The organism is Pseudomonas sp. ICMP 8385 (genome assembly GCF_002699915.1).
Classification (GTDB): Bacteria; Pseudomonadota; Gammaproteobacteria; order Pseudomonadales; family Pseudomonadaceae; genus Aquipseudomonas; species Aquipseudomonas gessardii.
This window is the reverse complement of record NZ_LKBY01000001.1, coordinates 134,179-157,212: the sequence shown is the minus strand read 5'-3', so window position 1 is coordinate 157,212 and position 23,034 is coordinate 134,179. Positions and strand designations below refer to the sequence as shown.

Here is a 23,034-nt window from a genome sequence, read left to right as displayed (position 1 = left end):
GGCGAGCAAATGAATAGTTTTGCGTTTGTACAAGCACCATCAGCGTCTGGCACTGCCCAACCACACAGGACCGAGTACTCCTCAAGAACCGGAGTTTGAAGCCTGTCCGCTACGGATTTGGTTGCACGATCGGACGCACTTGACCATAAGTCGAATTGCCACAGGGGCCCTGAAATGCGTTCATATGCAGATAAGGCCTGGTCGGCAGCGTCCGCTGAAGTTGCAAAAAAATTGCGAAGAATCGGACATGGCGATCCTGGCCATGGGTAACCTGGGGCATCACGTGAACCGCCCCGTCACTCCTGGCAGCCATGCCGTCAATTTGGTGCTGCAGATTTTGGAGACGCGTTAAATGGCGCATAACGAAGCAGTCGACGTAGTACTGGTAGGTGCGGGCATCATGAGTGCCACCCTTGCCGTGCTGCTCAAGGAGCTCGACCCCGGCCTCAAGCTGGAAGTCGTTGAGCTGATGGATTCGGGTGCCGCGGAGAGTTCCAACCCGTGGAACAACGCCGGTACCGGTCACGCCGGGCTGTGCGAGCTGAACTACACCCCGCAGGCGGCTGATGGCTCCATCGACATCAAAAAAGCCGTGCACATCAACACCCAGTTCGAGGTGTCGAAACAGTTCTGGGCGTACCTGACCCAAAAAGGCACCTTTGGCTCGTCCAAGTCCTTTATCAGCCCCGTGCCGCACCTGAGCTTCGTGCAGGGCGAAAAAGGCGTGTCCTTCCTCAAGAAGCGCTTTGAAACCCTCAGCCAGCACCACGCGTTCTCGGACATGCACTACACCGAAGACCGTGCCGAAATGGCCGAGTGGATGCCGCTGATGATGCCGGGCCGCCCGGCCGACGAAAAAATCGCCGCGACCCGCGTAATGAACGGGACCGACGTCAATTTCGGCGCCCTGACCAACCAATTGCTGGCGCACCTGAGCAGCTCGGCCGATGCCCAGGTCAAGTACAGCAAGCGCGTGACCGGCCTCAAGCGCAATGGCGCCGGCTGGACCGTGAGCATCAAGGACGTCAACAGCGGCAATACGCGCCATGTCGACGCCAAGTTCGTGTTCCTCGGCGCCGGTGGCGCGGCCCTGCCGCTGCTGCAAGCCTCGGGGATCGAAGAAAGCAAAGGCTTTGGTGGCTTCCCGGTCAGCGGCCAGTGGCTGCGTTGCGACAACCCGCAAGTGGTCAAGCAGCACCAGGCCAAGGTCTACAGCCAGGCCGCCGTGGGTTCGCCGCCGATGTCGGTGCCGCACCTGGACACCCGCGTGGTGGATGGCAAGAAATCCCTGCTGTTCGGGCCATACGCAGGCTTCACCACCAAGTTCCTCAAGTTCGGTTCGTTCCTTGACCTGCCCATGTCGATTCGCCTCGGCAACATCGGCCCGATGCTGGCCGTGGCCCGCGACAACATGGACCTGACCAAGTACCTGGTCAGCGAAGTGATGCAGTCCATGGAGCAACGCCTGGAATCACTGCGTCGCTTCTACCCTGAGGCGAAAGCCGAGGACTGGCGCCTGGAAGTGGCCGGCCAACGGGTGCAGATCATCAAGAAGGACCCGAAGAAAGGCGGCGTGCTGCAATTCGGTACCGAGCTGGTGGCGGCCAAGGACGGTTCGCTGGCCGCGCTGCTGGGTGCGTCCCCAGGGGCTTCGGTGACGGTTTCGATCATGCTGGATCTGATCGAACGCTGCTTCCCGACCCAGGCGGCCGGCGAGTGGGCGGCCAAGCTGCAGGAAATCTTCCCGGCCCGGGAAAAAGTCCTGGAGACCGATGCCGAGCTGTATCGCAAGATCAGCATGCAGAACAACATCAGCCTGGAGCTGGTGGAGCAAGGTAGCGAGGCCGAAAGCTACGCTTGAGGTCGTGACGCATAGCGTCACCGGATGCATTCCCACGCAGAGCGTGGGAACGATCGCAAGCGTGGGAACGATCGCCCTGCTCTCGTGCTGAGAGCGGGGCGTTTTTTTTCAGCCGCGAGCGATGTTGATCAGCTCGATGTACTCGTCCGCGTTGCGCTGGTCCTTGATCAGGTCCACGAAGGTCTGGCCATGCTCATCCTTGCCGTCGAGGTCCAGTCCCGCTTCCTTGAAAAAGCCCAGGAACCGCTCGAAATCGTCGATGCGCAGGCCGCGATAGGCTTTGATCAGCTTGTGCAGGGAAGGTGAAGTGGCGTCGACCGGTTCAAAATCCAGGAACAGCTTGATCTGATCGTCGCCGATCTCGTCACCAATCACTTGTTTCTTATCTTTACGCATTGCCGACTCCAGCCTGCAGACATTTACACGGGAGTGGAAGTCTACCTGCGGGACACAAGGTTCGGAAGCCACGAAGCTCTAATGTGGGAGCGGGCTTGCCCGCGATGGCGGTGGGTCAGTCGAACTGGGCCAGCATCCAGCGGTGATACTCAACCATACCAGCCTCGCCTTCCCGGGGTGCCCAACTCGCCAGCTCACCCTCGCCCACCGGGCGATAGGGGCCGGCCTTGCACTCGAACATCACCGTGTCGGGCTCAAGCACCACCAGGCCGTGGAAAACGCCGGGCGACAGGTCAACCCCCAGGCAATCTCCACCCGCCTGCAAGACACGCCGCTCCAGGACCTCGCCTGACTCGCTGAAGATCAGAATCCCCAGGCGCCCCTTGAGTACCAGCAGGGTCTCGGCCTTGTCGGCGGTGAGATGACGATGGGGCTGCACATAGGTGTGTGGCTGCAAACCGACAGCCATGCGATGGCACGGCTCCTCCATCTGGTGGAAGTTGACGTTCTGCCGGCCACGGGGGTTGATGGCGGCTTTCTCGGCCAATTCGGCAAACAGCGACTGATCAAGAAAACGCGCCACGACTTACATCCCCTTCACAGCAAAGATGCCGTTGGCATTGCGCCAGTAGCCCTTGTAGTCCATGCCGTAACCGAAAATGTAGCGGTCGATGCACGGCAGGCCAACATAATCAGCCTTCAGGTCTGGGCGGGCCTTGCGGTCGTGGTCTTTGTCGATCAGCACGGCGGTGTGCACTTTGCGCGCGCCGGCGTGTTTGCAGAAGTCGATAATCGCGCCCAGGGTGTGACCTTCGTCGAGGATGTCGTCGATGATCAGCACGTCACGGTCGATAAACGACACTTCCGGCTTGGCTTTCCAGAACAGGTCGCCGCCGCTGGTTTCATTACGGTAGCGCGTGGCGTGCAGGTAGGACGCTTCCAGCGGGAATTGCAGATGAGTCAGCAATTTGCCGGCGAAAATCAGACCGCCGTTCATCACACAGAACACCACCGGGTTGGTCTCGGCCATTTCACGGGTGATGTGCGCGCCGACCTTGGCGATAGCCTCTTCGACTTGCGCTTCGGTGTACAGGCAGTCAGCCTCGTGCATGATTTGACGGATATGCTCGAGATCAGCGGACATGGCGCTCTCCAGGGGTACTGTGGCAAGAAAAGCGGGCGAAGGTACGCCTCTGGGACGCAACGTTCAAGCCTTTATGGACTAACGTACTGGTTGTCTATAGGACAACACCCTCGGATAGATTAATCTAGGCCGGTTTTTTTGCCCGCCGCCGGAGCCTTTCCCCATGCCCATCCGTGAGATCCGCCACCCGCTGATCCGACACAAGCTCGGCCTTATGCGCCGCGCCGACATTAGCACGAAGAACTTCCGTGAGCTTGCTCAGGAAGTCGGAGCGTTGCTCACCTACGAAGCCACCAAGGATTTACCCCTGGAAAACTACGAGATCCCCGGTTGGTGCGGTCCCGTCCAGGTCGAGAAAATCGCCGGCAAGAAAATTACCGTGGTGCCGATCCTGCGCGCCGGTATCGGCATGCTTGAAGGCGTGCTGAGCCTGATCCCGGGTGCCAAGGTCAGCGCTGTGGGCGTGGCCCGCAACGAAGAAACCCTGCAGGCCCACACCTACCTGGAAAAACTCGTCCCGGAAATCGACGAGCGCCTGGCGATGATCATCGACCCGATGCTGGCCACCGGCAGCTCCATGGTCGCGACCATCGACCTGCTGAAAAAAGCCGGCTGCAAGGACATCCGCGCCATGGTGCTGGTCGCGGCTCCCGAAGGTATCGCCGCCGTAGAAAAAGCCCACCCGGATGTAGTGATCTACACCGCGTCCATCGATGAACGCCTGAACGAGCACGGTTACATCATTCCGGGCCTGGGCGATGCTGGCGACAAGATCTTCGGCACCAAGCAGAAGGACGCGTGAGCATGCAGGATGAATTCAACGACCCGCTTTGGCGCCAGATCCTGTCTGGCGCACAAATGCTCTTCGTAGCATTTGGCGCGCTGGTGTTGATGCCACTGATCACAGGTCTTGATCCAAACGTTGCACTGTTTACTGCGGGCCTGGGCACGTTGTTGTTCCAGATGGTCACCGGGCGCCAAGTGCCGGTGTTCCTGGCGTCGAGCTTTGCCTTTATCACCCCGATCATTCTCGCCAAGGGCCAGTTCGGCCTCGCGGCGACCATGGGCGGGGTGATGGCGGCAGGTTTCGTCTACACCTTCCTCGGCCTGGCCGTGAAGATCAAGGGCACCGGTTTTATCGACCGGCTGCTGCCGCCCGTGGTGATCGGGCCGGTGATCATCTCCATCGGCCTGGCCATGGCGCCGATTGCCGCGAACATGGCCATGGGCAAGTCGGGCGACGGTGCCGAGCTGATCCATTACCAGACGGCAATGCTGATCTCGATGCCGGCGCTGCTGACCACGCTGATCGTGGCGGTGTTCGGCAAGGGCATTTTCCGCCTGGTGCCGATCATTGCCGGGGTGCTGGTGGGGTTTGGCATGTCGTTCTACTTTGGCGTGGTCGATACCGCGAAGATCGCCGCCGCCCCGTGGTTCGCCCTGCCCCACTTCACCGCGCCGGAATTTAACTGGCAGGCGATTCTGTTCATCGTGCCGGTGGCCCTGGCGCCAGCGATTGAACACATCGGCGGTGTGATTGCGGTCGGCAGCGTGACCGGTCGCGACTACCTGAAAAAACCCGGCCTGCATCGCACGCTGCTGGGCGACGGGATTGCCACCACCACGGCGGGCCTGTTCGGTGGCCCGCCCAACACCACTTACGCCGAAGTGACCGGCGCGGTGATGCTGACCAAGAACTACAACCCGAAGATCATGACCTGGGCGGCGGTATTTGCCATCACCCTGGCCTTTGTCGGTAAGTTCGGTGCGCTGTTGCAGAGCATTCCGGTGCCGGTGATGGGCGGGATTCTATGCCTGCTGTTCGGCTCGATTGCCGCAGTGGGGATGAATACCCTGATCCGTCACAAGATCGACCTGGGGGAGGCGCGCAATCTGGTGATTGTGTCGGTGACCCTGGTGTTCGGGATTGGCGGTGTGCTGATCGGTACCGGCACCGGTCCCGACGATTTCGGCCTCAAGGGCATCGCCCTGTGCGCGGTGGTAGCGATTGGCTTGAACCTGCTGCTGCCGGGCAATGATGGCTGGAAGCACAAGAAGCCGGACGAGCCGTTGCTCTAAGGCTACGGATTGTCGGTGCTGCTGATGGCCCCATCGCGGGCAAGCCCGGCTCCCACATGGGAATGCATTCCTCTGTGGGAGCCGGGCTTGCCCGCGATGAGGCCAATCCAGCCACTATGGATTTAAGCCTTAAAGATCGCCCAAGCCATCGATCAACGCCTGGTTCTGCTCTGGCGTACCGATGCTGATCCGCAGGAACTGGGCAATCCGCTCCTGCTTGAAGTGCCGCACAATCACCCCTTGCTCCCGCAGCTTGGCCGCCAGGCCCGCCGCGTCGTGCCGTGGGTGGCGAGCAAAGATGAAGTTGGCCGCTGACGGCAACACCTCAAAACCCTTCCCTCGCAACTGCACCACAACCTTCTCGCGGCTGTCGATCACCAACTGGCAGGTCTTCTCGAAGTATTCTCGGTCGTCGAAGGCCGCCGCCGCGCCAACAATTGCCAGGCGATCCAGCGGATACGAGTTGAAGCTGTTCTTGACCCGCTCCAGCGCCTCGATCAGGTCCGGGTGGCCCACCGCCAGGCCTACCCGCAAACCGGCCAGTGAGCGCGATTTGGAGAGGGTCTGGGTCACCAGCAGGTTGGAGTAGCGGTCCACCAGGCTGATGGCGGTTGCGCCGCCGAAGTCGATATAGGCTTCATCGACCACCACCACCGAATCCGGGCTGGCCTTGAGCAGCTGCTCCACCGCGTCCAGCGCCAGCACGCAGCCGGTCGGCGCGTTCGGGTTGGGGAAGATGATCCCGCCATTGGGCCTGGCGTAATCCGCCACGCGAATCTGGAACTGCTCGTCCAGCGGCACCGGGGCCGAAGTGATGCCATACAGGCCACAGTACACCGGGTAAAAGCTGTAGCTGATATCCGGGAACAGCAGCGGCAGGTCGTGCTGGAACAGGCCGTGGAAGATATGTGCCAGGACTTCGTCAGAACCGTTACCGAGGAAGACCTGACTCCCCTCCACCCCGTAATACCTGGCCACGGCCTGCTTGAGCAGGTCGCTGTTGGGGTCGGGGTACAAGCGCAGGTTGTCGTTCAACTCGGCCTGCATCGCCGCCAGGGCCTTGGGCGACGGGCCGTAGGGGTTTTCATTGGTGTTGAGCTTGACCAGCCTGGTCAGCTTCGGCTGCTCGCCGGGCACGTAAGGCACGAGGTCCTTGACGAAAGGGCTCCAGAATTTGCTCATGTCTTACTCTCCCTTGACGATGCGGTATTCGGCGCTGCGGGCGTGCGCGCTCAACGATTCACCACGGGCCAGCACCGAGGCGGTCTTGCCCAGCTCGGAAGCACCTTGCGGCGAGCAGAAAATGATCGACGAGCGCTTCTGGAAGTCGTACACCCCCAGCGGCGACGAGAAGCGCGCGGTGCCGGAGGTAGGCAACACGTGGTTGGGGCCGGCGCAGTAGTCGCCCAGGGCTTCGCTGGTGTGGCGGCCCATGAAGATCGCACCGGCGTGGCGAATCGATGGCAGCCAGGCCTGTGGGTCGGCCACGGACAGTTCCAGGTGCTCGGGGGCGATGCGGTTGGCCACTTCGATGGCCTGTTCCATGTCCCGCACCAGGATCAGCGCACCACGGCCATTGATCGACTTTGCGATAATCTCGGCGCGATCCATGGTCGGCAACAACTTGTTGATGCTGGCCGCCACCTTGTCAAGAAACGCGGCGTCGGGGCTGACCAGGATCGCCTGGGCATCTTCATCGTGCTCGGCCTGGGAGAACAGGTCCATGGCGATCCAGTCGGGATCGGTCTGGCCGTCGCAGACCACGAGGATTTCCGAAGGGCCGGCGATCATGTCGATACCGACCTGGCCAAACACATGGCGCTTGGCGGTGGCGACGTAGATGTTGCCGGGACCGACCACCTTGTCCACCTTCGGTACGCTTTCGGTGCCATAGGCCAACGCCGCGACGGCCTGGGCGCCACCGATGGTGAACACGCGGTCAACGCCCGCAATGCAGGCAGCGGCCAGCACCAGTTCGTTGATTTCACCGCGCGGGGTCGGGACCACCATGACCACTTCGGTCACACCTGCCACTTTGGCGGGAATGGCATTCATCAGCACCGACGACGGGTACGAGGCCTTGCCGCCCGGCACATACAGGCCGGCGCGGTCCAGGGGCGTGACTTTCTGGCCGAGCACCGTACCGTCGGCTTCGGTGTAGCTCCAGGAGTCCTGTTTCTGTTTTTCGTGATAGCTGCGCACCCGCGCGGCCGCGACTTCCAGGGCTTCGCGCTGCGGCGCGGTGATGCGCGTCAGGGCCAGTTCCAGGCGTTCGCGAGGCAGGATCAGGTCGGACATGGACTTGACGTCCAGGCCGTCGAACTGGCGGGTAAAGTCCACCAGCGCCGCGTCGCCGCGCTCGCGCACGGCCTTGATGATGTCGAGCACCCGCTGGTTGACCGAGTCGTCGGACACGCTTTCCCAGCTCAGCAGATGATCCAGATGATGGGCGAAATCCGGGTCGGCAGCGTTGAGTCGGGCAATTGCAGTGGACGTAGTCATAGCGAGGGCCTCAATAGTATTGGCAAAAACTCAGGCGCCCTAAACTAGCAGTCGTTTCCGCTTGGGCACCTGAGAATTCTGGCTATGAGGCGGATAGACGGGCGCGACCTAGGGCCGCGCAGATGGGTCAACCGCGGTGTCGAGACTCCACTGCCTTGCGCAGGGTGTCGATCAACGCCTGGATACGGGCGTGCTGCATCTTCATCGAAGCTTTGTTGACGATCAGGCGCGAGCTGATGTCGGCAATAAAGTCCTGGGGTTCCAGGCCGTTGGCGCGCAGGGTGTTGCCGGTGTCGACCACGTCAATGATCTTGTCGGCCAGGCCGATCAGCGGCGCCAGCTCCATCGAGCCGTAGAGCTTGATGATATCGACCTGACGGCCTTGTTCGGCGTAGTAACGCTTGGCAACGTTGACGAACTTGGTGGCCACCCGCAGGCGGCCTTTTGGCTCGACATCACCGACACGGCCGGCGGTCATCAGCTTGCACAGCGCGATACGCAGGTCCAGCGGCTCGTACAGGCCCTGGCCGCCGTATTCCATCAGCACGTCTTTACCGGCGACACCCAGGTCGGCGGCGCCATGTTCAACGTAGGTCGGCACGTCGGTAGCCCGCACGATCAACAGGCGAACGTCGTCCTGGGTCGTGGGGATGATCAGCTTGCGGCTCTTGTCCGGATTCTCGGTCGGCACGATGCCCGCTTCAGCCAGAAGCGGCAAAGTATCGTCAAGGATGCGGCCCTTGGACAGTGCGATGGTCAACATGGGAAACGTCAATCCTTCATCAGGCTATTGCGGTCCGGTCGCAAATGGCGCCAGACACAGATCGAGGCCATTACAGCCTCGATTTGAAACCAATTCAGCCGAGGCATGCCTATGCACACCTCGGGCGGGCGCTTCCCTGCGCCCGAGCAGTGGGGACTAACCCGGTACGCGGCGGATTTTTGCGCCGAGCATCTGCAGTTTTTCTTCGATGCACTCGTAGCCACGGTCTATGTGGTAGATGCGATCGATCAGCGTGTCGCCTTCGGCGATCAGTGCCGAAATCACCAGGCTGGCCGAGGCCCGCAGGTCGGTCGCCATCACTGGCGCGCCCTTGAGGGTTTCGGTGCCGGTAACGATGGCCGTGTTGCCTTCGACCTGGATCTTGGCGCCCATGCGGTGCAGTTCATACACGTGCATGAAGCGGTTTTCAAAGATGGTCTCGATCACCGCGCCGGTGCCTTCGGCAATCGCGTTCAGGGAGATGAATTGCGCCTGCATGTCGGTCGGGAACGCCGGGTACGGAGCAGTACGCACGTTGACGGCTTTTGGCCGCTTGCCGTGCATGTTCAGCTCGATCCAGTCTTCGCCGGTGGTGATTTCGGCACCCGCTTCGCGCAGTTTTTCCAGGACCGCTTCAAGGATGGTCGGATCGGTGTCCTTGACCTTGACGCGACCACCGGTGACGGCAGCGGCAACCAGGTAGGTGCCGGTCTCGATACGGTCCGGCATCACTTTGTAGGTCGCCGAGTGCAGGCGCTTCACACCGTCGATGGTGATGGTGTCGGTGCCGGCGCCTGTGATCTTGGCACCCATGGCGATCAGGAAGTTGGCCAGGTCGACCACTTCCGGCTCGCGCGCGGCGTTTTGCAGGACGCTGCGGCCATTGGCCAGGGCCGCGGCCATCATGATGTTCTCGGTACCGGTCACACTGACGGTATCAAAGAAGAAGTTCGCGCCACGCAGGCCGCCTTCCGGTGCCTTGGCCTTGATGTAGCCACCTTCGACATCGATGGTTGCGCCCATGGCTTCAAGGCCACGGATGTGCAGGTCCACCGGACGCGAACCGATGGCGCAACCGCCAGGCAGTGCCACTTCGGCCTCGCCGAAACGGGCGACCATCGGGCCCAGCACCAGGATCGAGGCCCGCATGGTTTTCACCAGCTCGTACGGTGCGATCAGGGTCTTGATGGTGCGCGGGTCGATTTCGACCGAGAGTTTCTCGTCGATCACCGGCTCAATGCCCATGCGACCGAACAGCTCGATCATGGTGGTAATGTCGTGCAGGTGCGGCAGGTTGGCTACAGTAACCGGGCCATCGCACAGCAAGGTGGCCGCCAGGATCGGCAAGGCCGAGTTTTTAGCCCCGGAGATACGGATTTCGCCATCAAGACGGGCACCGCCGGTAATAATCAATTTATCCATAAGAATCTCGACGCCTTGGGGGCTCAGGTACGCTCGGCCCAGGCCGCGCGGCTGAAAAATTTCATAGTGACCGCATGGATGCTGCCATCGGTGATCCACGGGTTCAAATGGGCATAGATCTGCTGCTGACGCTTGACCGGGCTCAATGCCGCCAGTTCATCGCTAATCACGTTCAGCTGGAAATTGCAGCCTTCGCCTTCAACTGCAACCTCAGTATTCGGCAGCTTTCCTTCAAGGAAGCTTTTAACTTCTAGGGCCTGCATGCTCAACCTCTATCGGCGCCCAGTGCGCACGGGTCGCACATCATACAAAAAAGCCCCGCGCCTGCGAACCCCGCATAGCAGGACTCTGACGGGGGGCTTCTTCAATAAGGTGTATTAAGGATGCGTCAACAGCTCAGTCAAACCACAAACCTGGGCGATTTCACGCATATCCTCGGGTAATGCGCGAATACTGACAGGTTTCTTGACCGCTGCGGCGTCACGCAGGAAACACAGGAGCAATGACAGGCCAACACTGCTGGACTTCACCACCGCCGAGCAATCGAGGACCAATGCCTGCGCGGTGCTGGCATTGATCAGCGCCTGGCCCTGCTTGCGCAGGGCCGGCCCGGTGCTGTAGTCGAGCACGCCACTTAAGAGCAGCTCGCCGGCCTGGCCTTGACGAACAGCCGACTCGGTCATGGCGCCTGCTTCTCTGCAGCTTCTTCGGTCACTTCCTTGGCCTTGGCCACTTCACCGGCCCACCCATCGATGGTCTTGTCCAGGTCGTTGCCATTGCGCTGCATGGCATCGGCGAACTGGTCACGGAACAGCTTACCGATGTTGATGCCGTTGATGATCACGTTGCGCACTTTCCATTCACCGTTGATTTTCTCAAGGGTGTAGGAAACCGGATAGATCGCGCCATTGTTGCCCTTGACCTGCATATCCACGCTGGTACGGGTGCCGGACTCATCCTTGGCCGGGGACACGACGATCCCCTGGTTGTTGTACTCCAGCAGGGCATTGCCGTAGAACTGCATCAGGCTGCGCTTGAAGTTGTCCTGGAAACGCTGCATTTGCGCAGGCGTGGCCTTGCGCGAGTACTTGACCGTCATGATGCTGCGGGAGATGCCATCAGCGTCGACCACAGGGCCCACGATACCGTTGAGGGCATCGTAGAACGCGCTTGGGCTCTGCTTGTACTGTTCCTTGTTTGCGGCAAGGTCAGCCAGCAACTCTTTGGTGGTTCTCTCAATTATGTCGTGCGCCGAGGGCGCCGCCACGGCGTTAGCCATCAATGGCAAGGCTGCCAACAGCACCAACAGGCCACGTCGCAAGGTAGAGATCATGAACAAACTCCTCATTTGGCGTCTTTACTAACCGTATTAAGCAGGAATTTACCGATCAGGTCCTCCAATACCAACGACGACTGTGTGTCATGAATGGTCGAACCATCCTTGAGCAAGGCTTCTTCCCCGCCCACGCTGATACCGATGTACTTCTCGCCCAGCAGACCCGCCGTGAGGATAGACGCCGTGGAGTCAGTCGGCAGGTTATCTACCTTCTTGTCCAGTTGCAGGGTCACTCGGCCGGTGAAGCTGTCGCGGTCCAGATCGATTGCCGTGACCTTGCCGATGGTCACACCGGCCATGGTCACTTTGGATCTGACCGTCAAACCGGCGATATTGTCGAAGTAGGCGTAAAGTTTATAGGTATCGGCGCTCGAGCTGGCCGACAAGCCGCTGACTCGCAGGGCGAGCAACAGTAAAGCCAGGATGCCAGCCAGCAAGAAAAGGCCGACACCGATCTCCACAGTGCGGTTTTGCATCAGAAATCTCCAAACATCAAGGCGGTCAAAATGAAGTCAAGGCCCAGTACCGCCAGCGAGGCGTACACAACGGTCTTGGTGGTGGCACGACTGATCCCCTCTGAAGTGGGCTCACAGTCATAGCCTTGGAATACGGCGATCCAGGTCACGACGAAGGCAAAGACGATGCTCTTGATAATGCCATTGAGCACGTCACCGCTGAACGTCACGCTGTTTTGCATGTTGGCCCAGTAGGAGCCGTCATAGACCCCCAGCCAGTCCACCGCCACCCACGACCCGCCCCAGATCCCGACCACGCTGAAAATCATCGCCAGCAGTGGCAGTGAGATGAAGCCGGCCCACAGGCGTGGGGCAACAATGTACTTGAGCGGGTCCACGCCGATCATTTCCAGGCTGGACAACTGCTCGGTGGCCTTCATGTTGCCGATCTCGGCGGTCAACGCGGAGCCCGCGCGGCCGGCAAACAGCAAGGCCGTGACCACCGGCCCCAGTTCACGCAGCAGCGTCAGCGCAACCATCTGCCCCACCGCCTGCTCGGAACCGTAGCTGGACAGGATATTGAAGCCCTGCAACGCCAGCACCATGCCGATGAACACCCCGGAGACCACGATGATCACCAGGGACATCACGCCCACCGAGTGCAACTGCTTGAGCAGCAAGCCAAAACCGCCGCCGATAGCGCCGCGGCCCAGCAAGGCGTGAAACAGGAAAATCGTCGAACGCCCGAGCACTTCGACGATGTCGATGCCGGAACGACCGAAAAGGCGAACCTTCTCGATTAAAGATGTCTTGCGCATCAGCGCTTCCCCAGAAGATCTGCGCGGTAGTCCGCTGCCGGAAAATGAAAAGGCACCGGGCCATCAGGATCGCCGGTCATGAACTGGCGAATCCGCGGGTTATCGGCGTTCATCAGTTCTTCAGGCGTACCCTGCCCCAATACCTGGCCATCGCCGACCACATACAGGTAGTCGGCAATGCTCGCGGTTTCGGCCAGGTCGTGGGAAACCACGATACTGGTGATGCCCAGCGCATCGTTGAGCAGGCGGATCAGGCGCACCAGGACGCCCATGGCGATAGGGTCCTGGCCGACGAACGGTTCGTCATACATCAGGATCTGCGGGTCGAGGGCAATCGCCCGTGCCAGGGCCACACGCCGCTTCATACCGCCGGAGAGCTCATCTGGCATCAGATCGATGGCACCGCGAAGGCCGACGGCCTGCAGCTTCAACAATACAATGTCACGAATCATCTCTTCGGACAGCTGGGTGTGTACCCGCAGCGGGAACGCGACGTTTTCAAAAACATCGAGATCGGTGAACAGGGCACCGCTCTGGAACAGCACCCCCATGTGCTTGCGCGCATCGAACAGGTCGCTGCGCGACAGGGTCGGCAGGTTCTGGCCATTGACCCAGACTTCCCCGGCGGTGGGACGCAACTGCATGCCCATCAGGCGCAGCAGGGTCGTCTTGCCGCAACCGGACGGCCCCATGATGCCCGTCACCTTGCCGCGGGGAATGCGAATATCGACATTATTGAAGATGCTGCGCGTACCGCGCTTGAAGGAAAGGCCCTTCAGCTCGACCGCGTAGGCGTTATCGGCACTCATCTAAACTCCTTGGGATGCAGCTTCTCACTCAGACACCACGTTTGGGACAACTGCTTGCGACAGTTAGACACATGTGAGCTGTGCGGACCGAACTGGCGGCGAACTATATCACTGCTGAGATAAAGCGCCCAAGGCCGGAGCAGCGGTTGTTCAGAAACAGGACAGCTAAAGTGCATTTGAGAAGGTTCTCACATTCATGGTGAACAAACCCTGACGAACTTGCGTGAGGGAATTGATCATTACCGCTATAATCGCCGACTTTTCGTCAGGCTATACGATTTCAGACATGAGCCAATCCAACGACCTTATTCAATCCGCACAACGCACCATCCGCCTCGAACTTGAAGCCGTAGAAGGCTTGCTGGCCCATATCGACGCAGATTTCGTACGCGCCTGCGAGATGATCCTGGCCAGTAAAGGCCGGGTTGTCGTGGTCGGCATGGGCAAGTCAGGCCATGTCGGCAACAAGATTGCCGCCACCCTGGCCAGTACCGGCACCACCGCGTTTTTCGTGCACCCGGCCGAAGCCAGCCATGGCGACATGGGCATGATTACCCGCGACGACGTGATCCTGGCCCTGTCCAACTCCGGCACCACCAACGAAATCGTGACCCTGCTGCCCCTGATCAAGCGCCTGGGCATCAAGCTGATCAGCGTGACCGGCAACCCGGACTCGACGCTGGCCAAGGCCGCCGAAGTGAACCTGAACGTGCATGTGGCCCACGAGGCCTGCCCGCTGAACCTGGCGCCGACCTCCTCCACCACTGCCGCCCTGGTCATGGGCGACGCCCTGGCCGTGGCCTTGCTGGAAGCCCGTGGTTTTACCGCCGAAGACTTCGCCTTTTCCCACCCCGGTGGCGCCCTCGGCCGTCGCCTGTTGCTGAAAGTGGAAAATGTGATGCACACCGGCGATGAACTGCCCCAGGTACAGCGTGGCACCCTGCTCAAGGACGCGCTGATGGAAATGACCCGCAAAGGCCTGGGCATGACCGTGATCCTTGAAGCCGACGGGCGCCTGGCCGGGGTGTTTACCGACGGCGACCTGCGTCGCACCCTGGACCGCACCATCGATATCCATACCGCGACCATCGACCAGGTCATGACCCCCCACGGCAAGACCGCCCGCGCCGAAATGCTCGCGGCCGAAGCCCTGAAGATCATGGAAGACCACAAAATCGGCGCCCTGGTGGTGGTCGATGAGGCCGATCATCCGATTGGCGCCTTGAACATGCACGATTTGCTGCGCGCAGGAGTGATGTAAATGACCACCGACCTGTTGCAACGGGGCAAGGCCATCAAACTGGCGATTTTCGACGTGGACGGCGTGCTGACCGATGGCCGCCTGTACTTCCTCGAAGACGGCAGCGAATTCAAGACGTTCAATACCCTGGACGGCCAGGGCATCAAAATGCTGATGGCCTCTGGCGTGCAAACGGCGATTATCAGTGGTCGAAAGACTCCGGTCGTGGAGCGTCGCGCACAAAACCTGGGGATTCCTTACCTCTACCAGGGCCGTGAGGATAAACTGGTGGTTCTGGACGAGCTTCTTGGCCAACTCAACCTAAGCTATGAGCAGGTCGCCTATCTGGGCGATGACCTGCCCGACCTGCCGGTGATCCGCCGCGTCGGCCTGGGCATGGCAGTGGCCAATGCCGCGTCATTTGTGCGCGAACATGCCCATGGCATTACCCAGGCCCGTGGCGGCGAAGGTGCCGCGCGCGAGTTCTGCGAGTTGATCCTGCGTGCCCAGGGCAGCCTTGAAGCGGCCCACGCCGCCTACCTATAGAGCCTTCTATGCTGAGCAAAAAGATTCGCAACTTCCTGATATTCGGAGCCATCGCCGCGCTGTTCCTCGCGGTGGGCTACTGGAACATCAGCCCGGAGCGCTTCCTCGACCACCCGGTTGTGCAGGCCGACCAGGGCGCCATCGACTATTACGCCACCAACGCCTACAGCGTGCAGTTCCTGCCGGACGGCAAGGTGCAGTACGAAATGACGTCGGACAAGGTCGAACACCTGAAGGCTTCCGAGGTCACATTGCTGACCAACCCGGACCTGAACCTGTATCGCGGCACCGAATTCCCGTGGCATGTCACCAGCAAGCGTGGCGAGGTCAACCCGGACGGCACCGAAGTGGAGCTGATCGACTCGGTGCGCGTTGCGCGCACCGACGCCCAGAAGCGCGAGACCATCATTACCAGCAGTCGCATGACCGTATTCCCACAGAAGCAATATGCGCAGACCGAGCAAGACGTTAGAATCGACGGCGCTGGCGGTGTATCGACTGGCAAGGGAATGAAAGCGTATTTGAAAGAAAGCAGGATACACCTGCTATCGAACGTAAGAGGACAGTATGAGGCTCGTTAAAACCCTCCCTATTTTGCTCGGTCTGGGCGCAGCACTGGGAAGCGTGAGCGCCTGGGCTCTGCCGAACGATAGCCAGCAACCGATCCACATTCAGGCTGACGATGCGCAGCTGGATGACAAGCAAGGTATCGCGACCTACAAGGGCGACGTCATCATCACCCAGGGCTCGATGAAGATTACCGGCAATACCGTGACCCTGACCCGCACCCCGGCAGGTGAGATTGACGTCGTGACCTCGGTGGGCAACCTGGCCTACTTTGAACAGAAGCAAAATGCTGCCGACCCAGGCCCGATCAAAGGCTACGGCGTGACCATCCAGTACCACGCGCCGCAAAACCGCATCGTACTGACTGACCGCGCCAAAGTGATCAGCAGCGACGGCAACTCGACCGAAGGCGAGAAAATCGTCTATGACACCGTCAAGCAGGTCGCCACTGCCGGCCGCGCCAATGGCACCAAGGTCACTGCACCACGTCCGCGCATCGACATGGTTATCCAGCCGAAGAAGAAGGCCCAGTAATGGCAACCCTGAAAGCCCAGCATCTGGCCAAGGCCTATAAAAGCCGTCAGGTCGTGCGCGACGTCAGCCTGTCGATCGACAGCGGCCAGATCGTCGGCCTGCTTGGCCCCAACGGTGCCGGCAAGACCACCTGCTTCTACATGATCGTCGGCCTGGTCCAAGCGGACCAGGGCCGCGTCTTGATCGACGACCTGGACGTCAGCCACCAGCCCATGCACGGTCGTGCACGGGCGGGTATCGGCTATCTCCCCCAGGAGGCATCGATCTTCCGCAAACTGTCAGTGTCCGACAACATCATGGCGATCCTTGAAACCCGCAAGGAACTGGATCGCGATGGACGCCGCCAGGAACTGGAAAGCCTGCTGCAGGAGTTCCACATCAACCACATCCGCGACAACCTCGGCATGAGCCTGTCCGGCGGCGAGCGTCGTCGTGTGGAAATCGCCCGCGCCCTGGCCACGGCACCGAAGTTCATCCTGCTGGACGAACCCTTCGCCGGTGTCGACCCGATTTCGGTAGGCGACATCAAGCAGATCATCCATCACCTCAAGGCCAAGGGGATCGGCGTGTTGATCACCGACCACAACGTGCGTGAGACCCTGGATATCTGCGAAACCGCGTATATCGTCAACGACGGCCAACTGATTGCCGAAGGCGACTCCGCCACCATCCTGGCCAACGAACTGGTCAAGGAAGTGTACCTGGGGCACGAGTTCCGCCTGTAAACACTGGGATGTCAGGACATTCGCCATCAGGCGCGGGAGTCAATAAAAACCTTATTATTTTTATTGTTACCGCGCTCTAGGCAAAGCCCCCGATATCAGGCATATAATTTGCTTATGTTTGGCGCTCACGCGCCCTGTCGTGGATGGCGCATTGCGCCGGCGAATAAGGTGTTAAGCCCCTGCCATGAAACCATCGCTAGTCCTGAGAATGGGCCAGCAGCTGACGATGACACCGCAGCTGCAACAGGCCATCCGCCTGCTCCAATTGTCGACCCTGGACCTGCAACAGGAAATCCAGGAGGCCCTGGAGTCCAACCCGATGCTCGAACGCCAGGAAGAAGGCGACGACTTCGACAATGCCGATCCACTGGCCGACAACATCGAGCAAAAACCCAACGCCGACGTCCAGGAACCGTCCTACCAGGAAACCGCACCCACGGTGGATAACCTGGAAGAAGGCGAGTGGAACGAGCGCATTCCCAATGAACTGCCGGTGGATACGGCCTGGGAAGATGTCTACCAGACCAGCGCCAGCAGCCTGCCCAGCAACGACGATGACGAGTGGGACTTCACCACCCGCACCTCCGTCGGTGAAAGCCTGCAGAGCCACTTGCTGTGGCAACTGAACCTTGCCCCGATGTCCGACACCGATCGCCTGATCGCCGTGACCCTGATCGACTGCATCAATAATCAGGGCTACCTGGACGAGACCCTTGAGGAAATCCTCGAGGCCTTTGACCCGGAACTGGATATCGAGCTGGACGAAATCGAAGCGGTCCTGCACCGCATCCAGCAGTTCGAGCCCGCCGGCATTGGTGCGCGCAACCTCAGCGAGTGCCTGTTGCTGCAACTGCGCCAGCTGCCCGCCAAGACCCCCTGGCTGGCCGAGGCCCAACGCCTGGTCACCGACTACATCGACCTGCTGGGCAGCCGCGACTACAGCCAGTTGATGCGCCGGATGAAGCTCAAGGAAGATGACCTGCGCCAGATCATCGAACTGGTCCAGAGCCTCAACCCGCGTCCCGGTTCGCAAATCGAGTCCAGCGAAGCCGAATACGTCGTCCCCGACGTAATCGTGCGCAAGGACAACGAGCGCTGGCTGGTGGAACTGAACCAGGAATCGGTGCCGCGCCTGCGGGTCAACCCGCAATACGCAGGTTTCGTGCGCCGGGCCGATACCAGTGCCGACAACACCTTCATGCGCAACCAGTTGCAGGAAGCGCGCTGGTTCATCAAGAGCCTGCAAAGCCGCAACGAGACCCTGATGAAAGTAGCCACCCAGATCGTCGAGCATCAGCGCGGCTTCCTGGAGTACGGCGACGAGGCAATGAAGCCGCTGGTGCTGCATGACATTGCCGAAGCCGTCGGCATGCATGAATCGACCATTTCCCGGGTCACCACCCAGAAATTCATGCATACCCCGCGCGGTATCTATGAGCTGAAATACTTTTTCTCCAGCCACGTCAGCACCTCCGAAGGCGGCGAATGCTCGTCCACGGCGATCCGCGCGATCATCAAAAAACTGGTTGCCGCGGAAAATCAGAAAAAGCCGTTGAGTGACAGCAAGATCGCTGGTTTACTGGAGGCACAAGGCATTCAGGTCGCCCGTCGAACCGTCGCCAAGTACCGCGAGTCCCTTGGGATCGCGCCTTCCAGCGAGCGTAAGCGGTTGATGTGACGGGCAGGCCACAGCGTTCCAGTGGCGGGTATTCCTACCCGCCGCTTTATGCACTGGCAACGAAGGAGAAGCTGTATGCAAGTCAATATCAGTGGACACCAACTGGAAGTGACCGAACCGCTGCGCGCCTACATCAGCGAAAAACTCAAACGGATTGAGGGGCATTTCGACAAGATCACCAATGTGCAAGTCATCATGTCTGTCGAAAAGCTAAAGCAGAAAATCGAAGCCACCTTGCGTATACCCGGCGGGGAAGTAGTCGCCAATGCAGAGCATTCAGACATGTATGCCGCCATTGACGACCTGACCGACAAGCTGGATCGCCAAATCAAAAAGCATAAGGAAAAGCAGCAGAGCCTTCTTCAAGGCACAGGCCGCTAACACTCCCCACCCATGATTCGACTTGAAACCATCCTGACCCCCGGCCGTTCCCTTGTGAACGTGCCGGGCGGCAGTAAAAAGAAAGCCCTCGAACAAATTGCCAACCTGATCAGCCGCCAAGTGCCTGACCTGGAAATGCAAGATGTCTTCGATGCCCTGATAGCCCGTGAAAAACTCGGTTCGACCGGTTTTGGCAACGGCATCGCGATTCCTCACTGCCGCCTCAAAGGCTGCGACGCACCGATAAGCGCCCTGTTGCACCTGGAGGCGCCCATAGATTTCGACGCCATCGATGGCGCCCCGGTTGACCTGCTGTTTGTCCTGCTGGTCCCGGAAGCCGCCACCGATGCGCACCTGGAGCTGCTCCGGCAGATCGCCAGCATGCTCGACCGTGAAGAAGTACGTAAGAAACTGCGCAGCGCCAGCAGTAATGAAGCGCTGTATCAGGTGGTTCTGGATGAGCAAAGCGGGCAGTAATCATGCGTCTGATCATCGTCAGCGGGCGTTCCGGCTCGGGTAAAAGTACGGCCCTCAATGTGCTTGAGGACAGTGGCTTCTATTGCATCGACAACTTGCCGGCCGGCCTGCTGCCCGAGCTGGCCGAACGTGCGTTGATCCATACCGAACTGGCCCAACCGCTGGTGGCGGTGTCGATCGACGCGCGCAACCTGCCCAGCCACCTCACGCGATTCCCGGAACTGCTGGAAGAGGTACGCGCCAAGCACATCCATTGCGACGTGCTGTACCTGGATGCCGACGAAGAAACGCTGCTCAAGCGCTTCTCGGAAACCCGTCGCCGCCACCCGCTGAGCAGCCCGCACCGCTCGCTGGCCGAAGCCATCGAAGACGAGACCAAGCTGCTGGGGCCGATCATTGACTTGGCCGACCTCAAGATCAACACCACCAGCCTGAACCTTTACCAACTGCGCGACGCCATCAAGCTGCGCCTGCTGAACCAGCCGGAACCGGGCACGGCCTTCCTGGTCGAATCCTTTGGTTTCAAGCGGGGCATGCCGATAGACGCCGACTTGGTATTTGACGTGCGTTGCCTGCCCAATCCTTACTGGAAGCCGGAACTGCGCGATCAGTCTGGGCTGGACCAGCCCGTTGCCGAGTACCTGGCGGCACAACCGGATGTGGAGGAGATGTTCCAGGACATCTCCAGCTACCTGCTCAAGTGGCTACCGCGCTTTGCCGCCAGCAACCGGGCCTATGTCACCATCGCCATTGGCTGTACCGGCGGGCATCACCGCTCCGTCTACCTGACCGAGCGCCTGGGCCAGGTCTTGCAGCAAACCCTCAAGAATGTCCAGGTTCGCCACCGCGACCTCAGCTGAAAGGAACACCTTCGCGATGCCTGCTCTGGAAATTGAAATCATCAACAAACTGGGCTTGCACGCCCGCGCCTCGGCCAAATTTGTCGGGGTCGCGGGCCAGTTTCCTTGCCAGGTGCGCGCCGGGCGTACGCCAGAGTCCATGGTCGATGGCAAAAGCATCATGGCGATGATGATGCTGGCAGCCGGCAAGGGCACCACGATCCACCTGAAGACCGAAGGCGAGCAGGAGCAGGAAGCGTTGGACGCGCTGGCGCAGTTGATCAATAACTACTTCGACGAAGGCGAATAGCCCCTGCCCAACATAAATTCCATGTGTATGGGCTTGTGTGGGAGCTGGCTTGCCTGCGATAGCATCACCTCGGTCTAGACGAAAAGCCGAGGTGCCTGCATCGCAGGCAAGCCCGCTCCCACATTGGTTTTGTGCACCCCCTGAATAAAGGATCAGCCCAGCGCTGTATCCATCGCCATCATCAGGCAAAACCCGATGCACAACCCCAGGCTCGCCAGCTTGTCATGCCCATTGCGGCGCGATTCGGGGATCACTTCGTGAGTCACCACCAATAGCATCGCCCCGGCCGCCAGCGCCAGGCCCAAAGGCAGCAGCATCTCGGCCAGGCTCACCAGCCAGGCACAGAGTACGGCAAACACCGGCTCTACCAGCCCGGAGGCCGCCCCAATCATGAAAGCCTTGGCTCGCGACATCCCTGCCCCTGCCAACACCAACGCAATCACCAGCCCTTCCGGCACATCCTGCAAGGCAATGCCCATGGCCAAGCTGTCGGCATCCGGCATGCCACCGCCGGCCGAAACGCCCACCGCCATGCCTTCGGGAATGTTATGGGCAATGATCGCGAACACGAACAGCCAGATGCGCGGCGGGATCACCGGTTTGTCGGGCGTACCGACCAACATGTCCGGGCTGGCCCCGGAGACCTTGCGGTCGACCAGAAACAAGCCGAAAGCGCCCAGCATGATGCCGAAGCTGATCAAGCCACTGGAGGCCCAGGGCGTCAGCCCCAGGTTTTCGGCGGCGGCAATCCCCGGCACGACCAGCGAAAACGCAGTCGCCGCCAGCATCACGCCGGCGCCAAACCCCAGCAATGTATCGCTGACCGCCAACGGCATCCGCCGGATCACCAGGACCGGCACCGCGCCCAACGCCGTGCCCAGGGCGCAGATTGCTCCCCCTTGCAGTGCGCGCAGGATCCGCGGCTCCAGGTTCAGCCAGGCCAGCCCGTGGGCCACCAGCAATGCCGTTCCCGCCAATAGCAGCAGCGAGCCAAATGCATAGCGGAACATTCGTACGCTGCTGATCGCCAGTGTTTCAGTGCCCATAGTCGGCCTTAGGTCTGGTTATAAGAGGTCATTAAGCGAGGGCAGCCTGGTAGCGTTCAGCGACTTCCGGCCAGTTGATAACACTGTAGAAGGCGTTGATGTATTCAGGACGGCGGTTTTGATAAAGCAGGTAGTAGGCGTGCTCCCACACGTCCAGACCGAGGATCGGCGTATTGCCGCTCATCAACGGGCTGTCCTGGTTGCCACTGCTTTCGACCACCAGGGTCTTGTGCGGGGTCACGCTCAGCCAGGCCCAACCGCTGCCGAAACGGGTCAACGCGGCCTTGGTGAAGGCCTCCTTGAAGGCATCAAAACCACCCAACTGCGTATCAATCGCCTGGCCCAGGGCCCCTTCGGGCTTGCCGCCGCCCTTGGGCGACATGACCGCCCAGAACAACGAGTGGTTGGCATGCCCGCCCCCCTGGTTGATCACCGCGGCGCGCAGTTTTTCCGGCAATTGCTGGACGCTGGAGACCAGTTTCTCGATGGGCCAGCCAGCGAACTCGGTGCCTTCGACGGCGGCATTGAGGTTATTGATGTAGGTCTGGTGGTGCTTGGTGTAGTGGATTTCCATGGTTTGCGCATCGATATGCGGTTCCAGGGCATCGTAGGCGTACGGCAAGGCAGGCAAGGTGTAGGACATATCAATGTGCTCCATAAAAAGGGCTGTTGCGGGTCGGCGCACCTGTCTGCGACGTATGGTTGCCCAGCAAGCGATGGGTACGGGGGTACTCGCCGTGGTCGCTGATGAAATTCAACAGTTCGACGTAGGTCTTGCTGCTCTGGCGCAAGGCTGCCTCGCGCAAGGCCTGAGGCAGCCGAGTGTCCTGCAGGGTCTGCAGCAAACGCTGGTGAATGGCGCAGAGGTATTCGGCGCTTTCTTCAGGCTGGTTCAGGCGCAGGTGCAGGTCCGCCAGGTTGTGATGGGAAATGACGCAGGCCGCCACCGCCTCGTCGGCATCCCCCCAGCGCTCGAACAACACTTGGGCCAGGGCCAGGGCTTGCAGGTAATGCTCGCGGGCATCCACCAGTTCGCCCTGCATAAAGCAGCGATTGGCCCGTTCGATCGTGCGTTTCCAGTGCTCCATGGTGAGCCTCCAAAGCAG

29 protein-coding genes are annotated in these 23,034 nt (G+C 60.4%); 13 read left to right on the top strand and 16 right to left on the bottom strand.

Going from position 1 to position 23,034, the window contains the following annotated elements; genetic code table 11:
- Nucleotides 1-352: 352 nt before the first annotated feature.
- Nucleotides 353-1,861: a malate dehydrogenase (quinone) gene (gene mqo, locus AO268_RS00795; protein ID WP_076963531.1), complete on the top strand. Its 1,509-nt coding sequence runs from the start codon at nt 353-355 to the stop codon at nt 1,859-1,861.
- A 108-nt stretch (nt 1,862-1,969) separates the two neighbouring features.
- On the opposite strand, the gene AO268_RS00790 is transcribed toward mqo, so the two are convergent.
- The 3 genes from AO268_RS00790 to AO268_RS00780 form a co-directional block, all read right to left on the bottom strand.
- The gene (locus tag AO268_RS00790) at nt 1,970-2,257 is read right to left on the bottom strand and encodes a PA4642 family protein (RefSeq protein WP_076963532.1); all 288 of its coding nucleotides are present in this window, start codon (nt 2,255-2,257) and stop codon (nt 1,970-1,972) included.
- A 115-nt stretch (nt 2,258-2,372) separates the two neighbouring features.
- Nucleotides 2,373-2,840 (bottom strand): WbuC family cupin fold metalloprotein, encoded by a 468-nt coding sequence (locus AO268_RS00785; protein ID WP_076963533.1) that lies wholly within the window; start codon nt 2,838-2,840, stop codon nt 2,373-2,375.
- A gap of 3 nt (nt 2,841-2,843) precedes the next feature.
- Nucleotides 2,844-3,401, bottom strand: a complete 558-nt coding sequence (locus AO268_RS00780; RefSeq protein WP_076963534.1) for a hypoxanthine-guanine phosphoribosyltransferase — start codon at nt 3,399-3,401, stop codon at nt 2,844-2,846.
- Nucleotides 3,402-3,564: 163 nt separating this feature from the next.
- On the opposite strand from AO268_RS00780, the gene upp reads away from it, so the two are divergent.
- Both upp and AO268_RS00770 read left to right on the top strand, forming a co-directional pair.
- Nucleotides 3,565-4,203, top strand: a complete 639-nt coding sequence (gene upp / locus AO268_RS00775; RefSeq protein ID WP_029291751.1) for a uracil phosphoribosyltransferase — start codon at nt 3,565-3,567, stop codon at nt 4,201-4,203.
- A 2-nt stretch (nt 4,204-4,205) separates the two neighbouring features.
- On the top strand, nt 4,206-5,480 hold the full coding sequence (locus tag AO268_RS00770; RefSeq protein ID WP_099167605.1) for a uracil-xanthine permease family protein: 1,275 nt from the start codon (nt 4,206-4,208) through the stop codon (nt 5,478-5,480).
- 129 nt (nt 5,481-5,609) lie between these two features.
- Here AO268_RS00770 and hisC read toward each other — a convergent pair whose 3' ends face one another.
- From hisC to AO268_RS00720, 10 genes are all read right to left on the bottom strand, one after another.
- Nucleotides 5,610-6,662: a histidinol-phosphate transaminase gene (gene hisC / locus AO268_RS00765; RefSeq protein ID WP_099167603.1), complete on the bottom strand. Its 1,053-nt coding sequence runs from the start codon at nt 6,660-6,662 to the stop codon at nt 5,610-5,612.
- Nucleotides 6,663-6,665: 3 nt separating this feature from the next.
- Nucleotides 6,666-7,982, bottom strand: coding sequence for a histidinol dehydrogenase (hisD, locus tag AO268_RS00760; RefSeq protein WP_099167601.1), 1,317 nt, complete (start codon nt 7,980-7,982; stop codon nt 6,666-6,668).
- A gap of 127 nt (nt 7,983-8,109) precedes the next feature.
- On the bottom strand, nt 8,110-8,745 hold the full coding sequence (gene hisG / locus AO268_RS00755) for an ATP phosphoribosyltransferase (RefSeq protein ID WP_003188599.1): 636 nt from the start codon (nt 8,743-8,745) through the stop codon (nt 8,110-8,112).
- A 156-nt stretch (nt 8,746-8,901) separates the two neighbouring features.
- Nucleotides 8,902-10,167: a UDP-N-acetylglucosamine 1-carboxyvinyltransferase gene (murA, locus tag AO268_RS00750; RefSeq protein ID WP_076963538.1), complete on the bottom strand. Its 1,266-nt coding sequence runs from the start codon at nt 10,165-10,167 to the stop codon at nt 8,902-8,904.
- 23 nt (nt 10,168-10,190) lie between these two features.
- Nucleotides 10,191-10,430, bottom strand: a complete 240-nt coding sequence (locus tag AO268_RS00745; RefSeq protein WP_010567702.1) for a BolA family protein — start codon at nt 10,428-10,430, stop codon at nt 10,191-10,193.
- A 114-nt stretch (nt 10,431-10,544) separates the two neighbouring features.
- Nucleotides 10,545-10,850: an STAS domain-containing protein gene (locus tag AO268_RS00740; protein WP_076963539.1), complete on the bottom strand. Its 306-nt coding sequence runs from the start codon at nt 10,848-10,850 to the stop codon at nt 10,545-10,547.
- Nucleotides 10,847-11,500 carry an MlaC/ttg2D family ABC transporter substrate-binding protein gene (locus AO268_RS00735; RefSeq protein WP_099167599.1) on the bottom strand — a complete coding sequence of 218 codons (654 nt, stop codon included), beginning with the start codon at nt 11,498-11,500 and terminating at the stop codon, nt 10,847-10,849. The genes AO268_RS00740 and AO268_RS00735 overlap by 4 nt, the downstream gene beginning before the upstream one ends.
- Before the next feature lie 11 nt (nt 11,501-11,511).
- Nucleotides 11,512-11,979: an outer membrane lipid asymmetry maintenance protein MlaD gene (gene mlaD, locus AO268_RS00730; protein ID WP_076963541.1), complete on the bottom strand. Its 468-nt coding sequence runs from the start codon at nt 11,977-11,979 to the stop codon at nt 11,512-11,514.
- Nucleotides 11,979-12,776, bottom strand: coding sequence for a lipid asymmetry maintenance ABC transporter permease subunit MlaE (gene mlaE, locus AO268_RS00725; protein ID WP_076963542.1), 798 nt, complete (start codon nt 12,774-12,776; stop codon nt 11,979-11,981). Before mlaE ends, mlaD begins: the two co-directional genes overlap by 1 nt.
- A complete protein-coding gene (locus AO268_RS00720; RefSeq protein WP_038443322.1) occupies nt 12,776-13,585 on the bottom strand; it encodes an ATP-binding cassette domain-containing protein in 810 nt (269 codons plus the stop codon). The genes mlaE and AO268_RS00720 overlap by 1 nt, the downstream gene beginning before the upstream one ends.
- 286 nt (nt 13,586-13,871) lie before the next feature.
- Here AO268_RS00720 and AO268_RS00715 point away from each other — a divergent pair, with 286 nt between their 5' ends.
- The 10 genes from AO268_RS00715 to AO268_RS00670 all read left to right on the top strand — a co-directional run bounded on the left by AO268_RS00715 (nt 13,872) and on the right by AO268_RS00670 (nt 20,882).
- On the top strand, nt 13,872-14,846 hold the full coding sequence (locus tag AO268_RS00715) for a KpsF/GutQ family sugar-phosphate isomerase (RefSeq protein WP_099167597.1): 975 nt from the start codon (nt 13,872-13,874) through the stop codon (nt 14,844-14,846).
- Nucleotides 14,847-15,371, top strand: coding sequence for a KdsC family phosphatase (locus tag AO268_RS00710; RefSeq protein ID WP_099167595.1), 525 nt, complete (start codon nt 14,847-14,849; stop codon nt 15,369-15,371).
- 8 nt (nt 15,372-15,379) lie between these two features.
- The gene (lptC, locus tag AO268_RS00705) at nt 15,380-15,952 is read left to right on the top strand and encodes an LPS export ABC transporter periplasmic protein LptC (RefSeq protein ID WP_099167593.1); all 573 of its coding nucleotides are present in this window, start codon (nt 15,380-15,382) and stop codon (nt 15,950-15,952) included.
- Complete coding sequence (lptA, locus tag AO268_RS00700; protein WP_076963546.1) at nt 15,939-16,472, top strand: lipopolysaccharide transport periplasmic protein LptA; 534 nt, start codon at nt 15,939-15,941, stop codon at nt 16,470-16,472. The genes lptC and lptA overlap by 14 nt, the downstream gene beginning before the upstream one ends.
- Nucleotides 16,472-17,197 (top strand): LPS export ABC transporter ATP-binding protein, encoded by a 726-nt coding sequence (gene lptB, locus AO268_RS00695; RefSeq protein WP_029291791.1) that lies wholly within the window; start codon nt 16,472-16,474, stop codon nt 17,195-17,197. The genes lptA and lptB overlap by 1 nt, the downstream gene beginning before the upstream one ends.
- A 184-nt stretch (nt 17,198-17,381) precedes the next feature.
- Entirely contained in the window at nt 17,382-18,875 is a 1,494-nt protein-coding gene (locus tag AO268_RS00690; protein WP_076963547.1) for an RNA polymerase factor sigma-54, read from the top strand.
- Nucleotides 18,876-18,950: 75 nt separating this feature from the next.
- Nucleotides 18,951-19,256 carry a ribosome hibernation-promoting factor, HPF/YfiA family gene (gene hpf, locus AO268_RS00685; protein WP_032860085.1) on the top strand — a complete coding sequence of 102 codons (306 nt, stop codon included), beginning with the start codon at nt 18,951-18,953 and terminating at the stop codon, nt 19,254-19,256.
- Nucleotides 19,257-19,268: 12 nt separating this feature from the next.
- Nucleotides 19,269-19,733 (top strand): PTS IIA-like nitrogen regulatory protein PtsN, encoded by a 465-nt coding sequence (gene ptsN, locus AO268_RS00680; RefSeq protein WP_076963548.1) that lies wholly within the window; start codon nt 19,269-19,271, stop codon nt 19,731-19,733.
- A gap of 2 nt (nt 19,734-19,735) precedes the next feature.
- Entirely contained in the window at nt 19,736-20,593 is an 858-nt protein-coding gene (gene rapZ, locus AO268_RS00675) for an RNase adapter RapZ (protein ID WP_076963549.1), read from the top strand.
- 16 nt (nt 20,594-20,609) lie between these two features.
- Complete coding sequence (locus AO268_RS00670) at nt 20,610-20,882, top strand: HPr family phosphocarrier protein (RefSeq protein WP_099167591.1); 273 nt, start codon at nt 20,610-20,612, stop codon at nt 20,880-20,882.
- A gap of 152 nt (nt 20,883-21,034) precedes the next feature.
- Here the strand turns inward: AO268_RS00670 and AO268_RS00665 are convergent, their stop codons facing one another.
- The 3 genes from AO268_RS00665 to AO268_RS00655 are packed head-to-tail and all read right to left on the bottom strand — an operon-like array spanning nt 21,035 to nt 23,016.
- Nucleotides 21,035-21,928 (bottom strand): ZIP family metal transporter, encoded by an 894-nt coding sequence (locus AO268_RS00665; RefSeq protein WP_099167589.1) that lies wholly within the window; start codon nt 21,926-21,928, stop codon nt 21,035-21,037.
- A 31-nt stretch (nt 21,929-21,959) separates the two neighbouring features.
- Nucleotides 21,960-22,571, bottom strand: coding sequence for a superoxide dismutase (locus tag AO268_RS00660; RefSeq protein ID WP_076963552.1), 612 nt, complete (start codon nt 22,569-22,571; stop codon nt 21,960-21,962).
- Between the two features lies 1 nt (nt 22,572).
- A complete protein-coding gene (locus AO268_RS00655; protein ID WP_099167587.1) occupies nt 22,573-23,016 on the bottom strand; it encodes a hypothetical protein in 444 nt (147 codons plus the stop codon).
- Nucleotides 23,017-23,034: the final 18 nt, after the last annotated feature.

Bases quoted from the DNA above. Each gene is read 5' to 3' on its own strand.
- AO268_RS00770 (WP_099167605.1), top strand. From the start codon at position 4,206: ATGCAGGATGAATTCAACGACCCGCTTTGGCGCCAGATCCTGTCTGGC.
- AO268_RS00655 (WP_099167587.1), bottom strand. From the start codon at position 23,016: ATGGAGCACTGGAAACGCACGATCGAACGGGCCAATCGCTGCTTTATG.
- AO268_RS00735 (WP_099167599.1), bottom strand. From the start codon at position 11,500: ATGATCTCTACCTTGCGACGTGGCCTGTTGGTGCTGTTGGCAGCCTTG.
- mlaD (WP_076963541.1), bottom strand. From the start codon at position 11,979: ATGCAAAACCGCACTGTGGAGATCGGTGTCGGCCTTTTCTTGCTGGCT.
- AO268_RS00670 (WP_099167591.1), top strand. From the start codon at position 20,610: ATGCCTGCTCTGGAAATTGAAATCATCAACAAACTGGGCTTGCACGCC.
- AO268_RS00715 (WP_099167597.1), top strand. From the start codon at position 13,872: ATGAGCCAATCCAACGACCTTATTCAATCCGCACAACGCACCATCCGC.
- mqo (WP_076963531.1), top strand. From the start codon at position 353: ATGGCGCATAACGAAGCAGTCGACGTAGTACTGGTAGGTGCGGGCATC.
- AO268_RS00665 (WP_099167589.1), bottom strand. From the start codon at position 21,928: ATGGGCACTGAAACACTGGCGATCAGCAGCGTACGAATGTTCCGCTAT.
- AO268_RS00745 (WP_010567702.1), bottom strand. From the start codon at position 10,430: ATGCAGGCCCTAGAAGTTAAAAGCTTCCTTGAAGGAAAGCTGCCGAAT.
- lptB (WP_029291791.1), top strand. From the start codon at position 16,472: ATGGCAACCCTGAAAGCCCAGCATCTGGCCAAGGCCTATAAAAGCCGT.
- AO268_RS00790 (WP_076963532.1), bottom strand. From the start codon at position 2,257: ATGCGTAAAGATAAGAAACAAGTGATTGGTGACGAGATCGGCGACGAT.
- lptC (WP_099167593.1), top strand. From the start codon at position 15,380: ATGCTGAGCAAAAAGATTCGCAACTTCCTGATATTCGGAGCCATCGCC.
- lptA (WP_076963546.1), top strand. From the start codon at position 15,939: ATGAGGCTCGTTAAAACCCTCCCTATTTTGCTCGGTCTGGGCGCAGCA.
- AO268_RS00740 (WP_076963539.1), bottom strand. From the start codon at position 10,850: ATGACCGAGTCGGCTGTTCGTCAAGGCCAGGCCGGCGAGCTGCTCTTA.
- murA (WP_076963538.1), bottom strand. From the start codon at position 10,167: ATGGATAAATTGATTATTACCGGCGGTGCCCGTCTTGATGGCGAAATC.
- AO268_RS00660 (WP_076963552.1), bottom strand. From the start codon at position 22,571: ATGTCCTACACCTTGCCTGCCTTGCCGTACGCCTACGATGCCCTGGAA.
- hisD (WP_099167601.1), bottom strand. From the start codon at position 7,982: ATGACTACGTCCACTGCAATTGCCCGACTCAACGCTGCCGACCCGGAT.
- AO268_RS00710 (WP_099167595.1), top strand. From the start codon at position 14,847: ATGACCACCGACCTGTTGCAACGGGGCAAGGCCATCAAACTGGCGATT.
- hpf (WP_032860085.1), top strand. From the start codon at position 18,951: ATGCAAGTCAATATCAGTGGACACCAACTGGAAGTGACCGAACCGCTG.
- hisC (WP_099167603.1), bottom strand. From the start codon at position 6,662: ATGAGCAAATTCTGGAGCCCTTTCGTCAAGGACCTCGTGCCTTACGTG.
- hisG (WP_003188599.1), bottom strand. From the start codon at position 8,745: ATGTTGACCATCGCACTGTCCAAGGGCCGCATCCTTGACGATACTTTG.
- upp (WP_029291751.1), top strand. From the start codon at position 3,565: ATGCCCATCCGTGAGATCCGCCACCCGCTGATCCGACACAAGCTCGGC.
- ptsN (WP_076963548.1), top strand. From the start codon at position 19,269: ATGATTCGACTTGAAACCATCCTGACCCCCGGCCGTTCCCTTGTGAAC.
- AO268_RS00690 (WP_076963547.1), top strand. From the start codon at position 17,382: ATGAAACCATCGCTAGTCCTGAGAATGGGCCAGCAGCTGACGATGACA.
- rapZ (WP_076963549.1), top strand. From the start codon at position 19,736: ATGCGTCTGATCATCGTCAGCGGGCGTTCCGGCTCGGGTAAAAGTACG.
- mlaE (WP_076963542.1), bottom strand. From the start codon at position 12,776: ATGCGCAAGACATCTTTAATCGAGAAGGTTCGCCTTTTCGGTCGTTCC.
- AO268_RS00780 (WP_076963534.1), bottom strand. From the start codon at position 3,401: ATGTCCGCTGATCTCGAGCATATCCGTCAAATCATGCACGAGGCTGAC.
- AO268_RS00720 (WP_038443322.1), bottom strand. From the start codon at position 13,585: ATGAGTGCCGATAACGCCTACGCGGTCGAGCTGAAGGGCCTTTCCTTC.